This window comes from Pseudomonas sp. LAIL14HWK12:I10, assembly GCF_900184205.1.
GTDB classification, from domain to species: domain Bacteria; phylum Pseudomonadota; class Gammaproteobacteria; order Pseudomonadales; family Pseudomonadaceae; genus Aquipseudomonas; species Aquipseudomonas kermanshahensis.
This window is the reverse complement of record NZ_FXWU01000001.1, coordinates 573,077-588,175: the sequence shown is the minus strand read 5'-3', so window position 1 is coordinate 588,175 and position 15,099 is coordinate 573,077. Positions and strand designations below refer to the sequence as shown.

Here is a 15,099-nt window from a genome sequence, read left to right as displayed (position 1 = left end):
GCTCTCCTTATGGTTTGTGCGCGACGCGCTCAAGCAGCTCGTGCAGCTGTTCAAGCTTGATGGACAACGCCTCAACGTCATGTTTAGACGGAATGCCAAGGCGATTCAAGGCGCGACCAACCCGTGCGTCGAAAGCTTTTTCGATCTTGTCGAGTTGAACTTCGACCTTGCCGCGTACGCGGCTGACTTCCTGGGTCGCTTCATCCAGCTGGTTGTTGGCCGCATCGAGCTCTTTGTCGATGCGCTTCTTGCCACGTTTTTCAACGCCTTCGCCGGCTTTGACCAGCTCGTTGAAGTACTCGGAACCTTCCTGGCCGACGCGGGCATAGGCGCCGATACCTGCCAGCCAGATCTTGCGCGCATAACCGCGCACTTCGCCCAGGGTGCCTGGAGCGTCGTCCTTTTTCTTCACATTCACTTTGGCCATGCTCTGTACCTCATGCTCATGAGTGGAGAGGAACTGCCCATGGAGGTTGGGCTTGAGCATAAGGTAGGGAAGAAAATTAGAAACCTCACCCTAAGCTCACGCGGCATAGGGGGCCAAACATGTACCGCCGCCACCGCAGGCATCGGCGCTAGCGTGCGAGCATTCCCGCCACCAGAGCTCACACCTCATGCCTGCGTCCCCACCGCTGCAACCCACCACGTTCAAGCAACGGGTAGCCAGCCAATTCGCCCAACGCCCCACGCTGCGCGAAGTGGTTGCCAAGGCCGGCTTGACCATCCTGGCCAATCGCTACCCCTGGATCACCCGCAACCACCCTCAGTTGCAGTCCCTCGAGCCCTTCACGCTCATCCACGGCGCAGGCAAACAACCGGCACAGGTCCCCCTGGTAAACACGCTGCTCGACCATTTTCTGACGGGCAAAGGCATGGCCCTCACGCACACAGACGTGCTCAGCATCGCGCCGCCCCTGCCCTTTCTGCCGCAGGCGGCAGGTGTCGGCCCGAACGCCCAGCCCGAAGTCAGCCTGAACATGGACAACCTCAACCGCGACTTCGACGAACTGCTGGCGGCCCTGACCGAAGCCTTTCAGCAGGCACAGATTGGTTTCTGGGCTGCAAGCGACGCCTCATCGGGCCTGTCCCATGTGCACAGGTTGGCGCAGACCTTGAAAGCCGCCCTGCTGCTAGGCGTGGAACGGCAGGGCTTGTCCGAACCGGCGAAAGCCGTGCTGTATGGTGTGATCAACGGCACGGCCAGCGCGCTGGCGATCAACCGGCTGCAGGTCACCCTCGATGAGCATCCCCCCCTGGTCTTACCGGACCTGTTGATCATCGCCGAGGCCGAGATGGTGCTGTGGTGTAAACCTTCAGGCGCGGTGCGCCGCTACGTTGACCTTACGGCCTTCGCCGAGGCCCTTCGCGACGCACTGGCGCAGCAGTATCAATTCGACACGCTGCGCTGGGCACAGCAACCACTGCACACAGACCCGTTCGCGTTCCAGTCCACTGAACTACTCAATGGCATCCTCGACAGGGTCGGCCGCCTGCGGTTGTCCACGCTCACCAGCGTCCACGCGCTTGAGGAGGCCTTCAGCACCTTGAGCGACCCTTCGTCCAACTTCCTCAACCTGCCCCTGCCAAGCACCGAGCAGCCACTGCTAAGCCTGCCCACCTGGCTGAATCAAGCAGACAGCACCGGCCACCTGCTGTACGCCGAAGCCCTGCTTGAGCTCGCCGCCAGCCAGGCGCACGCCCAGGGCAGGACGTCGTTCGACGCAATAGAAACCCTGGGCCGCTATGCCGCTCGCCGGCTGCGCGAGCAGATGCGCGCGGACTTCCCTGCCGAAACACCGCAAGACCCCGACCAACTGCTCGTGCAGATCTCGGTGGTGGTACCGCTGTCGTCGTCCGGCCCCGCGCAATTGAACTACCTGAAAAGCATGACCCTGACGGAACTGGCCATTGCACGCCTGCACACGGGCAGCGACGAAGTGGCGTCCGGCCTGCTCGACACCCACGCACGGCCTCTGGGCAGCTGGCTGAACCTGGATTACGTCAACCGCTTGATCTCGACCGTGGATGTCGGCGGGCTTTACCCCGCTTATGTCGCCCACCAACTGCAAGACGCCACGCTCAAGGTCAGCCGCCTCCAGCGCCATGCCACGGAATGGCGCAGCACCCTGCAGTTCGCCGCGCTCAGGGCCAGGATCGAAGCCAAGCTCAGCGCACAGGCCTGCCAGGCAATCGTCGATTTCTGCCGTGCCAATCAAGCGTCACCTGATGCGCTCAGCATTGCGCCACTGGCGTTTCTGCCTGCACCGGGTGCCTCCGAAGGCAACACGGTGCACGGCATGTTCCTGATCAAAGTAAAGGCCAACCAGCGTTGGGTCCTGTATCGCCCCCTGTTCGCGGATGACGCCGTGGCAGAGTTTGCCAGCCTGGACAGCCTGATGGCGCAGATACGGGCTGATCAGGCGTTGCAGCAACAGCTGCTGGCCTGGATGGATGACGACGCCAGGGGCATCTACCAGCACGGCGGATTCGAACGTCCGCACCTGCATAGCCGCCTGTCGGCCCTGGCGCACTTGATTGGCACGCAGTCGGCGTTGGTAGACACCCTGGTGGAACGCCTCAGGGTCCCTGTTACAGCCGTTCACACACCTTGGCTGGAAGATTTGGACAACCACCTCTACAACGCACGCATTCAGACAATGCTACTGCTGGCCTCCCGGCAGAGCCGCTCGAATGCGCAACAGCGCTGGGCCTTGATCGTGCAGTGCGGCTGGGTTCTGTTCAACACGGTCACGCCGCTGCTGCGTGGCCCTGCGGCCATGCTGGCCTGGTTGGTCGCCGCCGTGGCAACGCTCAAGGATGACCTACCCGCCCTGTCCGATGGCAGCGCGGAGGAAAAGGCCTTGGCAGCGGCAGATGTGCTGACCAACCTGGCCCTGTTGTTGATGCAGGGCCCCACAGCCCCAACGCATGCGGGGGTCAGCTCGGCAGCGGTGGACGCCATGGCCCTGGAGGGCCCCGCCCGCAGAGCACCCTCCACGCCGGTAACCGTTGAGGCACCCAAGACAGCGGACTGGGTCGAGCCCCACCAGGCGCAACGCCCCGGCCACGTCAGTGTGAGCCGTTGGCACAACAGCCAGCGGGTGGGCAATTTGCCCTCCCACGCCCGCCAGCGCCTGGGCGAACTGCGCGCAGGCGTTTCCCTGCAAGGCCATGCGGCTGAAACACAAGGCCGCCTGCGCGGGCTGTACAAGGTGCAAGAGCGGCTCTACGTGAACCTGCAGGACGTGGCCTACGAGGTGCAGGAAACCTGGGGCGGAATCCAGATCATCGGCCCGGACACCAGCCAAGGCGAATGGCACACACGTTGGGGCGGCGCGCCCGACGGCTATTACATCGTCGGACGCGAACGCAGTAAAGGCCCTTGGCTGCGGCGCTGGAATGACGAATGGGTCCTGGACCTGCATTTGGCCGGCGGCATGCCAAGAACCCGCGAAGCCGTCACCGCGCAGAATCGCCAGCACTACGATGCACTGCAAACGACCGGTCAAGCCAACCAGGACAAACTGACCCAGCTCGAGCCCTTCATGGAGCGCAACCGCATCGAGCTTGAAGCCTTTGACGACGAGGCGGCTGCGTTCAGCCTGGCGTTCAATGCGTTGCCCAAACCCGACGTCAAGGCACTTCCACCGGCGCTCCGAGTGCAGCGCCAGGCAGTGCTGGAAATGCGCAGGCAGCACCTACCGCAGATCGCCGCGGGGTCGCTGTACCTGGAGAAGCAGGCCAGCTTGCTGCATGCCAACGCCGACCTCTACCGGCAGATGCTCGAGCCTCGCTACCTGAAGTACGACCGTTCGGGCGCCACTGCACGCCGGCTCAGCAACTGGACAGAAGCCGCCATCGACAATGACATGCTGCTGGTGCGGCGCCTGCTCGAACTGGTCGACCACGAACACTTGCAGGAGCAATCCGTGGGCTTGCGTGGGGTGCCTGACAGTGACGAGCAGAGGGGCCGACACGCTGCATTTCGCGAATCGACCCGAGACGCACTGAAGGTCAGCCGCCGCCTGCTCGTGGTCAGCGAGCGACTGGATAAAACGCTTTCCGACGTGCTCAGCGATACCCGGGTCGCCTACCCAGACAAGAAAGCCAAGATCGAACGCGCCATCAAGCTGCGCCCTTACTCGTCGTTGATCGTCCGCGCACAGATTGTCAGCGACCTGGCTTACCTGACACTGGACAAGACCCTACTCACTGCCGAAGCGGCCATTGACTTGCTGCCCTTGCAAAACAGCCTGAGCGACTCGGACCTGTCAGCAGCGCTGTGGAGCCACGATGGCGTTGCCTCTGCCAACCTGCCTGCCGACCAACAAGCGGAGGTGCTGGGCAACGCCCTGCGCGTTTACCGGGCCGTCATCGGCAGGGCCAGGTACATGCAATCGTTCACCGCACCCGCCGTGGACACCACGATGCTGCAGGCCTACATCGAGGCGATGACGGGCCTGGAACGCCTGGCAGAAACCGACTTGAGCACCGCCTTGATGAATGCCGAGCAGGGCTCATCGTCCCCTGCGCGACAGCTGACCCACCGCGTCAGGGCCGGCAAACGCACCCTGATCCGAACCTCCCGAGGGCGCTCGGTGCTGGTCGAACGTGACCAGGAAGGCAATCATGCCGTTCAGCGCAACCCGGCCACCGAGCAACCTGGGGGCGCCTATGAGCGGCGCAATGGCCAATGGTTCGAAGTCCCAGGCGAGGAGCGCCCCGCCGCGCAAGACTCCGCCCAGCTGCGCAGTCGCGCGCAACACCTGCTGGCGCAAGTGAGTGACCGGGTCGCGCTGGCAGCGCGCTACGCGAACGAGCCGAACAGCCTGGCCGACCTCATGGATTGGCAGATCGAGGACATGCGCAAGGTCGAGCAGCACGTAAGCGCCGCCGATGACCGGGCGTCCGAAGGCCTGGCCAGCCAACTGCGCGATGCCATCGCCTCGCTGAACACCGAAAAACGCCGACTGCTCACCGACGCCTACCTCAACACCCGCCACCCGGACAGCAGTGCGTTACGTTACCTGTATCAGCAACAGCGGATCGAGATCGCCCTGAGCACTTCGCGTAAGCCGCTGCGCACTGCCAACGACTACCTGGACGTCTACCAGATCAAGGACGTGCAGGTGCCCAATGCGGTGCTGTGGGAGGCTCACTTCCACTACCGCAGCGCCGACGCGGCGCCCCGCGCCTTCGTCAAAGGCCACCTGAAGCACTGGGAGCCGCGCCCCGCGCGTGCCAGCAGGGCCGAAAAGGCGCGCGAAGTCAGGCTTGAGCACGCCCATACAGCGGCTGAAGGGATCGACATCTACCGCGGCGACCTGCGCCTGGACCAGATAGAAGGCATCATCCCGTTTCCGGCCCACTGACGGGCCGGTCAACGGCACGGCCCTGGTGTCAGGCCAGGGCCTTGTCCAGCGCCCGCTCGATCTCGCTCTTGATGCTAGCGCCCATGATCGACAGCATCATGCCGAGCTTGAGCTCGACGCGGATGGTGTCTTCGCCAATCTGCACGCTGCCGTTGGCGCCGCTGCGCGCGACGTCGACGCGGTCGCCGTTCCAGGTGGCCTTGAGGTCATATTCGCGGCTGAGCTTTTCTACCAGCGCCTCGGCCTTGGCGCGGGCAGCCTCGCGGCCGAGGGAATGTTTGCGTTCGACGCTGATCTGGGTCATGCGGGTGATCCTGGGTATGAAGACATAATCAGCATTATGCCCGCCCCTGCCCCCTGGCACACCCCGCCAAGACAAATCCGCCCGTTCGCCCTAGAATGGCGGTAATTTTTTCCGGTGAAGCGATATGAACGACCAGCGCAAAGGCGAACACGCCGAACCCACCACCCATTTTGGCTACCAGGACGTCCCGGAGAGCCAAAAGGCGAAGAAAGTCGCCGAGGTGTTCCACTCCGTGGCCGCCAAGTACGACCTGATGAACGACGTGCTTTCCGGCGGCATGCACCGCCTGTGGAAGCGCTTCACCATCGAGCTGTCGGGCGTGCGCAGCGGCAACCGCGTGCTGGACATCGCCGGCGGTACCGGTGACCTGGCCGCCAAGTTCTCGCGCCTTGTAGGCCCGACCGGGCAGGTAGTGCTCGCCGACATCAACGATTCGATGCTCAAGGTCGGCCGTGACCGCCTGCTCGACCGTGGCGTGGCCGGCAACATCGAGTTCGTCCAGGCCGACGCCGAGAAGCTGCCGTTCCCGGACAACCACTTCGACTGCGTGACCATCGCCTTCGGCCTGCGCAACGTCACCCACAAGGACGAAGCCATTCGCTCGATGCTGCGCGTGCTCAAGCCCGGCGGCCGCCTGTTGATCCTGGAGTTCTCCAAGCCGACCAACAAGCTGATGTCCAAGGCCTATGACGCCTACTCGTTCGCCTTCATGCCACTGGCCGGCAAACTGATCACCAACGACTCGGAAAGCTACCGCTACCTGGCCGAATCGATCCGCATGCACCCCGACCAGGAAACCCTCAAGGCCATGATGGTCGACGCCGGCTTCGACCGCGTCACCTACCACAACATGACCAGCGGTATCGTCGCCGTGCACCGGGGAATCAAGCCCTGATGGTGCTGGCCGGGCTGCTCGCCAGCGTCGAACATGGCCTGAACCGCGTCCTGCGCATGGACAGCACGGCGCTGCCGCGGCTGGCCGCGCTCGAAGGCAAGGTCATCGAGATCGATTGCCGTCAGCCGGCCCTGCAGGTGTTCATCCTGCCCGATGAAGACGGCCTGATGCTGGCCGCGCACTGGGAGGGCGAGGTCGACTGCAGCCTGCGCGCCCCTGCCGGCAGCCTGGCGCAACTGGCCCTGGCCAAGGACAAGACCGCCGTGCTGCACAGCCCGCAGGTCGAACTGCATGGCGACAGCGCTGTGTTGCTCGACCTGTTCGGCGTGCTGCAAGACCTCGAACTGGACTGGGAGCACGAGCTGCAGCGCTGGCTCGGCCCGGTGGCCACGGCGTTGCTGGCCGGCCACCTCCGCCTGCGCGCGCGCTGGACCCGCCAGGGCCTGACGCGCTTCAGCCAAAACCTCTCCGAGTACCTGGCCGAAGAGTCGCGCACCCTGGTCGGCAAACGCGAAGCCGAAGCCGCCTTCAGCGAGCTCGATACCCTGAAGGTCGATATAGAACGCCTCGAGGCGCGCCTGCAGCGCCTCTCCCGATCCCTTGATACCAGCGATAACGCATGAAGCTGCTCGCCGTCCGCCGTCTCTTTCGCATCCAGCGTGTGGTGATCCGCTACCGTCTCGATGACCTGTTGTTCGACCTGCCCCTGCCCTGGTGGCTGATGAGCCTGCGCCTGCTGATGCCTTGGCGCTGGCTGCCGCGCAAGCCCTCCGCGCTCAGCCGCGGTGCGCGCCTGCGCCTGGCGCTGCAGGACCTGGGGCCGATTTTCATCAAGTTCGGCCAGCTGTTGTCTACCCGCCGCGACCTGCTGCCCACCGACATCGCCGACGAACTGATGGGGCTGCAAGACCGCGTGCCGCCGTTCGACCCGAAACAGGCCGTTGCATTGATCGAAGAACAGCTCGGCGCCAAGGTCGGCGAGCTGTTCAGCCGCTTCGACGTCGAGCCACTGGCCTCGGCCTCGGTGGCCCAGGTACACGCCGCCCGCCTGAAAAGCGGCGAAGAAGTCGTGGTCAAGGTGGTCCGCCCGGGCCTCAAGCCGGTCATCGCTCAAGACCTGGCCTGGTTGTTCCTGATCGCCAAGGGCGCCGAGCGGGTGTCTGCCGACGCCCGCCGCCTGCACCCGGTGGAGGTGGTCAACGACTACGAAAAGACCATCTACGACGAACTCGACCTGCTTCGCGAGGCGGCCAACGCCAGCCAGCTGCGGCGCAACTTCGAAGGCTCCGAGCTGATGTACGTGCCCCAGGTGTACTGGGACCTGTGCCGGCCCAAGGTGCTGGTAATGGAGCGTATCTACGGCGTGCCGGTCACCGACATGGCGACCCTGGCCGACCAGCGCACCGACATGAAGCTGCTGGCCGAACGGGGTGTGGAGGTGTTCTTCACCCAGGTGTTCCGCGACAGCTTCTTCCATGCCGACATGCACCCCGGCAACATCTTCGTCAGCACGGTCAAGCCGTGGAGCCCGCAGTACATTGCCATCGACTGCGGCATCGTCGGCAGCCTCACGTCGGAAGACCAGGACTACCTGGCGCGCAACCTGTTTGCCTTCTTCAAGCGTGACTACCGCCGCGTTGCGCAACTGCACATCGATTCGGGTTGGGTGCCGGCGCACACCAAGGTCAACGAATTCGAGGCGGCGATCCGTACGGTGTGCGAGCCGATCTTTGAAAAACCGTTGAAAGATATTTCCTTCGGCCAGGTGCTGATGCGCCTGTTCCAGACCGCCCGGCGCTTCAACATGGAAGTCCAGCCTCAGCTGGTGCTGTTGCAGAAGACCTTGCTCAACATCGAAGGCCTGGGCCGTCAGCTCTACCCGGACCTGGACCTGTGGAGCACCGCCAAGCCGTTCCTGGAACGCTGGATGCGCGAGCGCTACAGCCCCAAGGCCATGGTCGGCAACCTGTACAGCCAGGCCGAGCAGCTGCCGCACCTGGCCGGCATGACCCGCGACCTGCTTGAGCGCCTGTCGCAACCGCACCTGCACGACCCGCAGTTGCCCGAGCGCCGCCGCCAAGGTGACCGCTGGGCGCTGCGCCTGCTGGGCGCAGGCTTGCTCGGGGGGGGCGCGGTGCTGGCCGCAGGCGCCGCCGAGGCCGCCAGCCTGGCCGCCCCGGCCGCTTGGCCAGCCTGGCTGATGCTGGCCGCCGGCCTTTACCTGATCGTGCGCCAATAGCCAGCCGGCCCGCTGGCTGGCACACTAGCGCAAAGGGCCCGGCACAGGAGCGGGCCCGTTTTGGAGTGGACGATGAAAGACTGGCTGGACGAGATCAAGTGGAACAGCGACGGCCTGGTACCGGCCATTGCCCAGGACCACAAGACCGGACGCGTGCTGATGATGGCCTGGATGAACCGCGAGTCCCTGGCCCTGACCGCCGCCGAGCAACGCGCCATCTACTGGTCGCGCTCGCGTGGCAAGCTGTGGCGCAAGGGCGAGGAATCTGGCCATGTGCAAAAACTGCACGAAATGCGCCTGGACTGTGATGCCGACGTGATCATCCTGATGGTCGAGCAACTGGGCCATATCGCCTGCCATACCGGCCGCGAAAGCTGCTTCTACCGCGTCTTCGAAGACGGCCAGTGGAAAACCGTCGACCCGGTCCTGAAGGACCCGGACGCCATTTATAGCGCAGGACACTGACATGAGCGACACCCTCAACCGCCTGGCCGACGTGCTGGAACAACGCAAGCACGCGGCACCCGACAGCTCCTACGTGGCAAGCCTGCATCACAAGGGCTTGAACAAGATCCTCGAAAAGCTCGGCGAAGAGTCCATCGAAACGATCATCGCCGCCAAGGACGCCGCTGTCAGCAAGGATTACAGCGATGTCATCTATGAAACCGCCGACCTGTGGTTTCATAGCTTGGTCATGCTCAGCGCGTTGGGGCAACACCCACAGGCCGTGCTCGATGAACTGGAGCGCCGTTTCGGGCTTTCCGGGCATGACGAGAAGGCTGCGCGTCAACCTTCCGCCTGACTGTATAGAATTCTAGGAGAGCAACATGGGTATCTTTGACTGGAAACATTGGATTGTCCTGCTGGTCGTCGTCGTTTTGGTGTTCGGCACCAAGAAGCTGAAAAACTTCGGCAGCGACCTCGGCGAGTCGATCAAAGGCTTCCGCAAGGCCATGAACGACGAAGAAAACAAGCCGGCCGAGCAGACCCCGCCGCCTGCCCAGCCCGTGCCACCGGTGCAGAACACTGCACAACAGCCCCAGGGCCACACCATCGAAGGCCAGGCCCAACCGGTCCAAGAGCCGCAGCGGAAAGACTGACCCATGTTCGGCATCAGTTTCAGTGAGTTGCTGCTGGTAGGCCTTGTCGCCTTGCTGGTGCTCGGCCCCGAGCGCCTGCCGGGCGCCGCCCGCACGGCAGGGCTGTGGATCGGCCGCCTCAAGCGCAGCTTCAACAGCATCAAGATGGAAGTCGAGCGCGAGATCGGTGCCGACGATATCCGTCGCCAGCTGCACAACGAGCACATCCTGCAAATGGAAGAGCAAGCCCGGCGCATCCTCAACCCCCAGACGCCGCCGGTGCAGCCCCCTGTCACCACGGCCACGGTGCAGCCGCCCGCTGGGCTCGAAGCCACGCCAGACGCTACGCCGGCCGCCCCGACAGCGCCGGCCGCCCCCTCTGAACCGCCACAACCGCCGCGAGCCCCATGAGCGAAAATCCGGAACACGACCAGCCCATGCCGCTGGTCTCGCACCTGACTGAACTGCGCACCCGCCTGTTGCGCTGTGTCGCCGTCATCTTCCTGATCTTTGCCGGGTTGTTCTCTTTCGCCCAGCAGATCTACACCTTGGTGTCCGCGCCGCTGCGCGACCACCTGCCGGCCAATGCAACGATGATCGCCACCGACGTGGCCTCGCCGTTCCTCACGCCGTTCAAGCTGACCATGATCGTTTCGCTGTTCCTGGCGATCCCGTTCATCCTTCAGCAGATCTGGGGCTTTATCGCACCTGGGCTGTATCGCCACGAAAAACGCATTGCCATACCCCTGCTGGTGTCGAGCATCTTCCTGTTCTACGCCGGCATGGCCTTCGCCTATTTCCTGGTGTTCCCGCTGATTTTCGGCTTCTTCGCCAGCGCCACGCCCGAGGGTGTGTCGATGATGACCGACATCGCCAGCTACCTCGACTTCGTCATGACCCTGTTCTTCGCCTTTGGCGTCGCCTTCGAGATCCCGGTCGCCGTGGTGCTGCTGGTGTGGATCGGCGTGGTCGACGTGAAGTACCTGAAGAAGGTTCGCCCCTACGTGATCATCGGCTGCTTCGTGGTCGGCATGGTCCTGACCCCGCCAGACATCTTCTCGCAGACCCTGCTGGCCGTGCCCATGTGGCTGTTGTTTGAGGTCGGCGTGCTGTGTGGCAGCCTGATCCGCAAGCGCGGCGCGCACGATGAAGCGGCCAACGATCACAACGACCAGCCGCCAGCGACGCAACCGTGAACCTGCTGCTACTTGAAGAAGCCGATTTCATCGCGGCCGACCGCGTGGTGCTGGCCGACCGGCGTTTCACCCACATGCAGGAGATCCACAAGGTCGCGGTGGGCGATAGCCTGCGCGTCGGCCAGGTCAACGGCTTGATGGGCCGCGCCACCGTGGTGCGCCTGGAAGGCCATGAGGCAGAACTGCACGTCGGCTTCGACCAGCCACCGCCCGCCAAGCTGCCGCTGACCCTGGTGCTGGCCGTGCCGCGGCCAAAAATGCTGCGCCGGCTGTTCCAGACCATTGCCACGCTGGGTGTACCGCGCCTGATCCTGGTGAACAGCTACAAGGTCGAGAAGAGCTTCTGGCAAACGCCGTTCCTCAACCCCGACAGCATTCGTGAAAACCTCATCCTGGGCCTGGAGCAGGCACGCGACACCGTGCTGCCCGAGGTGATCATCGAGAAGCGCTTCAAGCCCTTCGTCGAAGACCGCCTGCCCGCCATTGCCGAAGGCACGCTGGGCCTGGTGGGCCACCCGGGCCCCTACCCCGCCTGCCCGCGCGCCGTCGAACAAACGGTGACCCTGGCCATTGGCCCCGAGGGCGGCTGGATCCCCTACGAGGTCGAGCTGCTGGGCAAGGCTGGCCTGGCACCGGTGCAACTGGGCGAGCGCATCCTGCGCGTGGAGACTGCCGTGACCGCGCTGCTGTCGCGCATTTTCTGACGCATCAGTCAGTCTTTTCCCCCATCAAGTTTCTCTCTCCCAGGCCGATGCCTTGGCAACACAATAATTATCCGTGCTGCCAAGTTACCGGAGAGTCGAACATGTACCGATGGTTAGCCCACTCGCTGGGGAACGTAAGCGTCAATCGCAAGCTAGGGCTAGGCTTTGGCCTGGTATTGCTCCTGACCCTGGCCATTACCCTGACCGGCTGGCACGGCCTGGACAGCGTCATCGACCGCGGTGACAAGCTGGGCAATATTTCGGTGATCCAGCAGTACACCCAAGAACTGCGCATCGCCCGCCAGCATTACCAGCGCAACCGCGATGACGCCGCCGTCGCCGAGCTGGAAAAGGCCCTGGCCAACCTCGATCGCCAAGTGACGTTGATGCTGGGCCAGATCGACCACCCCGCCGACCGTCAGCGCCTCGAACAACAACGCGAGGCGGTGCGCATTTACCAGCAAGCGTTCAACGACCTGAAGCAGGCCGGCCAGCGCCGCGAGGCCAGCCGTAGTGTGCTCGGCGACAGTGCCGACAAGGCCGTCGAGCTGGTCGGCCGCGTGCAGCGGGGCCTGCTGAAAGGGGGCGACATCGCGCAATACCAGTATGCGGTCGAGGTAAGTGCGCTGCTGCAACAGGCGCGCTTCCAGGTCCGCGGTTATACCTACAGCGGCAACGCCGAGTTCCAACAGACCGCACTGAAGGCCATCGACGCAGCCCTGGCCGAACTCAAGGCACTGCCCGCCAAGGTGCCGGCAGAGCATGCCGCCAGCCTTGACGATGCCGCCACCGCCATGGCCGGCTACCGTGATGCGGTCAACCAGTTCAGCAACGCGCAGACGGCCAGCGAGCAAGCGCTGCAACACATGGCTGACCAAGGCACGGTGTTGCTGCAAGCCAGCCAGGCGATGACCACGTCGCAAACCGCAGTGCGCGACGCTGGCGCCACCCAGGCCAAAACCTTACTCGCCGCCGCCACCGCCTTGGCCTTAGTCCTAGGCCTGCTGGCGGCCTGGGCGATTACCCGGCAGATCATCATCCCGCTGCGCCAGACCCTCAGCGCTGCAGAGCGCGTGGCCAATGGCGACCTAAGCCATGACCTGCAGGTGCAGCGCCGCGACGAGCTGGGCCAACTGCAGGCCAGCATGCAGCGCATGACCCAAGGCTTGCGCGAACTGATCGGCGGCATCGGCGACGGCGTCACGCAAATCGCCAGCGCTGCCGAAGAGCTGTCGGCGGTCACCGAGCAGACCAGCGCCGGGGTCAACAACCAGAAGGTCGAGACCGACCAGGTGGCGACGGCCATGAACCAGATGACCGCCACCGTGCACGAGGTGGCGCGTAGCGCCGAGCAGGCCTCGGAAGCGGCTCTGATGGCCGACCAGCAGGCCCGCGAGGGCGACCGGGTGGTGGGCGAAGCGGTAGCGCAGATCGAACGCCTGGCCTGCGAAGTGGCCAACTCCAGCGAAGCGATGAACCAGCTCAAGGCCGAGAGCGACAAGATCGGCAGCGTCCTTGATGTGATCAAGTCGGTGGCCCAGCAGACCAACCTGCTGGCCCTTAACGCGGCAATCGAAGCGGCACGCGCAGGTGAAGCCGGGCGGGGCTTTGCCGTGGTGGCCGACGAAGTGCGCAGCCTGGCCCAGCGCACGCAGCAGTCGACCGAAGAAATCGAAGAGTTGATTGCCGGCCTGCAAAGCGGCACCCAGCGCGTGGCCAGCGTGATGGACAACAGCCGCCAGCTGACCGACAGCAGCGTAGAACTGACCCGCCGCGCAGGCGGCTCGCTGGAGACCATCACCCGGACCGTGTCGTCGATCCAGGCGATGAACCAGCAAATTGCCACGGCGGCAGAGGAACAGACGGCCGTGGCCGAGGAGATCAACCGCAGCGTGATGAATGTGCGGGACATCTCTGACCAGACGTCGGCGGCCAGTGAAGAGACGGCCAGTTCCAGTGTCGAGTTGGCGCGGTTGGGTACGCACCTCCAGGGGTTGGTCGGACGGTTCCGGCTCTGATCAGCGATTTTCGGCGCGTGTGCTCGCCTCTTCGCGGGTAAACCCGCTCCTACAGGTAAAGCGCTACCCCTGTGGGAGCGGGTTCACCCGCGAAGAGGCCGGTACAGGCAGAGCCTTCCTACCAGTTACAGCGAAATTTCCTACCTGCTTTTCAGGTCAAGTCCTACACCTCCGCTGCCGATGGGCAGGAGTGTCATGCCGGCATTGTGCCCGCATGACCTCTCTCAAATGGACGGAGACTCACCATGCTCGGTTACCTTAACCGCAGGCTCGGCAACATCGGTGTCGGCGCCAAGCTCGCCCTCGGCTTCGCCGTGGTCTTGCTGCTTACCCTGGCCACCACCCTCAGCGGTTGGCGCGCGCTGGATGGCGCCATCAGCCGTTCGGAACAACTCAGCGAAATCGGCCTGATCAACGATCTGGTCAAAGACCTTCGCGCAGAGCGCATCACCTACCGCGTGCTCAGTGATGACGCCAGCAAATCGCGTATCGTGCGCATCCTCGATCAGCTGGAAGGCATGCTGAGCACCCTGCAGCAGCGCAGCAACGTCGATGACTCACGCCAGATGCTCACCCAGAAACTGCAGCTGCTGCAGCGTGTGCGCGACGACTTCGCTGAACTGCAACGCCTGGTCGGCCAACGCCAAGCGCGGCGCGACGCGATGCAGGCACAAGAACAGAAACTCAACGACGTCATCGATGAGCTGCAGACCCAGGCTTTGCTGAAGATGCCCGACGATAGCCGGCAAAGCGGCCTATTGGGCCTGATGGACACCCTTAGCCGTCACGTCGACGTTGCCAACCAGCAGAGCCTGGTGCCGGCGTATACCTTCTCGCCCGTCGAAGACTTCGCCAAGGTCGGTGATGCTGCCTTGAATGCCGCCGACAGCAGCCTGGGGCAGTTGCTCAAGGACCTTGCGCCCTTGGGCCTGTCGCGCACATTGACCGAACAACCCGGCACCGAACTGGCCAACTACCGCGCCAGCCTGGACCAGTACCGCAGCGTCGCCATACGGGTCGAGCAGTTGCAAGGCAACATGGAAAAGATGGGCGATGAACTCAGCGCCGTGAGCGTGGAGCTGGGCGAGCGCAAAGTCGAACAACGCGACAGCGAAGCCCTGGCCGCCCGCTCGTTGCTGACCAGCGTGGCCGTACTGGCGCTGCTGGTCGGCGTGCTCGCCGCCTGGCTGATCACCTTGCAGATCACCCAACCGCTGCGCCAGACGCTGACCTTGGCCGCCCGTATCGCCAAGGGCGACCTGAGCCAGGTCGAGCCGGTGCTGCGCCGCGAC

Annotated in this window: 13 protein-coding genes and 2 pseudogenes; 13 read left to right on the top strand and 2 right to left on the bottom strand. The window is 64.1% G+C overall.

What is annotated here, in order from left to right:
- Nucleotides 1-7 precede the first annotated feature (7 nt).
- A complete protein-coding gene (locus QOS90_RS02660) occupies nt 8-427 on the bottom strand; it encodes a phasin family protein (RefSeq protein WP_027592419.1) in 420 nt (139 codons plus the stop codon).
- A 187-nt stretch (nt 428-614) separates the two neighbouring features.
- Here QOS90_RS02660 and QOS90_RS02655 point away from each other — a divergent pair, with 187 nt between their 5' ends.
- Entirely contained in the window at nt 615-5,372 is a 4,758-nt protein-coding gene (locus tag QOS90_RS02655) for a dermonecrotic toxin domain-containing protein (protein WP_085272266.1), read from the top strand.
- Nucleotides 5,373-5,400: 28 nt separating this feature from the next.
- Here QOS90_RS02655 and QOS90_RS02650 read toward each other — a convergent pair whose 3' ends face one another.
- Nucleotides 5,401-5,676, bottom strand: coding sequence for a polyhydroxyalkanoic acid system family protein (locus tag QOS90_RS02650; protein ID WP_027592417.1), 276 nt, complete (start codon nt 5,674-5,676; stop codon nt 5,401-5,403).
- A 124-nt stretch (nt 5,677-5,800) separates the two neighbouring features.
- On the opposite strand from QOS90_RS02650, the gene ubiE reads away from it, so the two are divergent.
- From ubiE to QOS90_RS27540, 12 genes and pseudogenes are all read left to right on the top strand, one after another.
- Nucleotides 5,801-6,571, top strand: a complete 771-nt coding sequence (gene ubiE / locus QOS90_RS02645; protein WP_012312396.1) for a bifunctional demethylmenaquinone methyltransferase/2-methoxy-6-polyprenyl-1,4-benzoquinol methylase UbiE — start codon at nt 5,801-5,803, stop codon at nt 6,569-6,571.
- A complete protein-coding gene (locus QOS90_RS02640; protein WP_085272265.1) occupies nt 6,571-7,194 on the top strand; it encodes a ubiquinone biosynthesis accessory factor UbiJ in 624 nt (207 codons plus the stop codon). Before ubiE ends, QOS90_RS02640 begins: the two co-directional genes overlap by 1 nt.
- Complete coding sequence (ubiB, locus tag QOS90_RS02635; RefSeq protein WP_085272264.1) at nt 7,191-8,810, top strand: ubiquinone biosynthesis regulatory protein kinase UbiB; 1,620 nt, start codon at nt 7,191-7,193, stop codon at nt 8,808-8,810. Before QOS90_RS02640 ends, ubiB begins: the two co-directional genes overlap by 4 nt.
- A gap of 72 nt (nt 8,811-8,882) precedes the next feature.
- Nucleotides 8,883-9,275 carry a phosphoribosyl-AMP cyclohydrolase gene (gene hisI / locus QOS90_RS02630; protein WP_027592414.1) on the top strand — a complete coding sequence of 131 codons (393 nt, stop codon included), beginning with the start codon at nt 8,883-8,885 and terminating at the stop codon, nt 9,273-9,275.
- A gap of 1 nt (nt 9,276) precedes the next feature.
- Complete coding sequence (locus QOS90_RS02625; RefSeq protein ID WP_027592413.1) at nt 9,277-9,612, top strand: phosphoribosyl-ATP diphosphatase; 336 nt, start codon at nt 9,277-9,279, stop codon at nt 9,610-9,612.
- Between the two features lie 25 nt (nt 9,613-9,637).
- Entirely contained in the window at nt 9,638-9,910 is a 273-nt protein-coding gene (locus QOS90_RS02620; RefSeq protein WP_033693915.1) for a twin-arginine translocase TatA/TatE family subunit, read from the top strand.
- A 3-nt stretch (nt 9,911-9,913) separates the two neighbouring features.
- The gene (gene tatB / locus QOS90_RS02615; RefSeq protein ID WP_027592412.1) at nt 9,914-10,300 is read left to right on the top strand and encodes a Sec-independent protein translocase protein TatB; all 387 of its coding nucleotides are present in this window, start codon (nt 9,914-9,916) and stop codon (nt 10,298-10,300) included.
- A complete protein-coding gene (tatC, locus tag QOS90_RS02610; RefSeq protein ID WP_027592411.1) occupies nt 10,297-11,085 on the top strand; it encodes a twin-arginine translocase subunit TatC in 789 nt (262 codons plus the stop codon). Before tatB ends, tatC begins: the two co-directional genes overlap by 4 nt.
- The gene (locus QOS90_RS02605; protein WP_027592410.1) at nt 11,082-11,789 is read left to right on the top strand and encodes a 16S rRNA (uracil(1498)-N(3))-methyltransferase; all 708 of its coding nucleotides are present in this window, start codon (nt 11,082-11,084) and stop codon (nt 11,787-11,789) included. The genes tatC and QOS90_RS02605 overlap by 4 nt, the downstream gene beginning before the upstream one ends.
- Nucleotides 11,790-11,836: 47 nt before the next feature.
- A pseudogene (locus tag QOS90_RS27550) lies at nt 11,837-12,952 on the top strand (methyl-accepting chemotaxis protein); the annotation flags it as partial.
- Nucleotides 12,935-13,807 carry a methyl-accepting chemotaxis protein gene (locus QOS90_RS27545; RefSeq protein ID WP_371097101.1) on the top strand — a complete coding sequence of 291 codons (873 nt, stop codon included), beginning with the start codon at nt 12,935-12,937 and terminating at the stop codon, nt 13,805-13,807. The pseudogene QOS90_RS27550 and the gene QOS90_RS27545, both read left to right, overlap by 18 nt.
- A gap of 245 nt (nt 13,808-14,052) precedes the next feature.
- Nucleotides 14,053-15,093, top strand: a pseudogene (locus QOS90_RS27540) (methyl-accepting chemotaxis protein); the annotation flags it as partial.
- Nucleotides 15,094-15,099 lie beyond the last annotated feature (6 nt).

Excerpts from the sequence above, each read along its gene's own strand:
- QOS90_RS02660 (WP_027592419.1), bottom strand. The coding sequence starts at position 427 with ATGGCCAAAGTGAATGTGAAGAAAAAGGACGACGCTCCAGGCACCCTG.
- QOS90_RS02655 (WP_085272266.1), top strand. The coding sequence starts at position 615 with ATGCCTGCGTCCCCACCGCTGCAACCCACCACGTTCAAGCAACGGGTA.
- QOS90_RS02650 (WP_027592417.1), bottom strand. The coding sequence starts at position 5,676 with ATGACCCAGATCAGCGTCGAACGCAAACATTCCCTCGGCCGCGAGGCT.
- ubiE (WP_012312396.1), top strand. The coding sequence starts at position 5,801 with ATGAACGACCAGCGCAAAGGCGAACACGCCGAACCCACCACCCATTTT.
- QOS90_RS02640 (WP_085272265.1), top strand. The coding sequence starts at position 6,571 with ATGGTGCTGGCCGGGCTGCTCGCCAGCGTCGAACATGGCCTGAACCGC.
- ubiB (WP_085272264.1), top strand. The coding sequence starts at position 7,191 with ATGAAGCTGCTCGCCGTCCGCCGTCTCTTTCGCATCCAGCGTGTGGTG.
- hisI (WP_027592414.1), top strand. The coding sequence starts at position 8,883 with ATGAAAGACTGGCTGGACGAGATCAAGTGGAACAGCGACGGCCTGGTA.
- QOS90_RS02625 (WP_027592413.1), top strand. The coding sequence starts at position 9,277 with ATGAGCGACACCCTCAACCGCCTGGCCGACGTGCTGGAACAACGCAAG.
- QOS90_RS02620 (WP_033693915.1), top strand. The coding sequence starts at position 9,638 with ATGGGTATCTTTGACTGGAAACATTGGATTGTCCTGCTGGTCGTCGTC.
- tatB (WP_027592412.1), top strand. The coding sequence starts at position 9,914 with ATGTTCGGCATCAGTTTCAGTGAGTTGCTGCTGGTAGGCCTTGTCGCC.
- tatC (WP_027592411.1), top strand. The coding sequence starts at position 10,297 with ATGAGCGAAAATCCGGAACACGACCAGCCCATGCCGCTGGTCTCGCAC.
- QOS90_RS27545 (WP_371097101.1), top strand. The coding sequence starts at position 12,935 with ATGCAGCGCATGACCCAAGGCTTGCGCGAACTGATCGGCGGCATCGGC.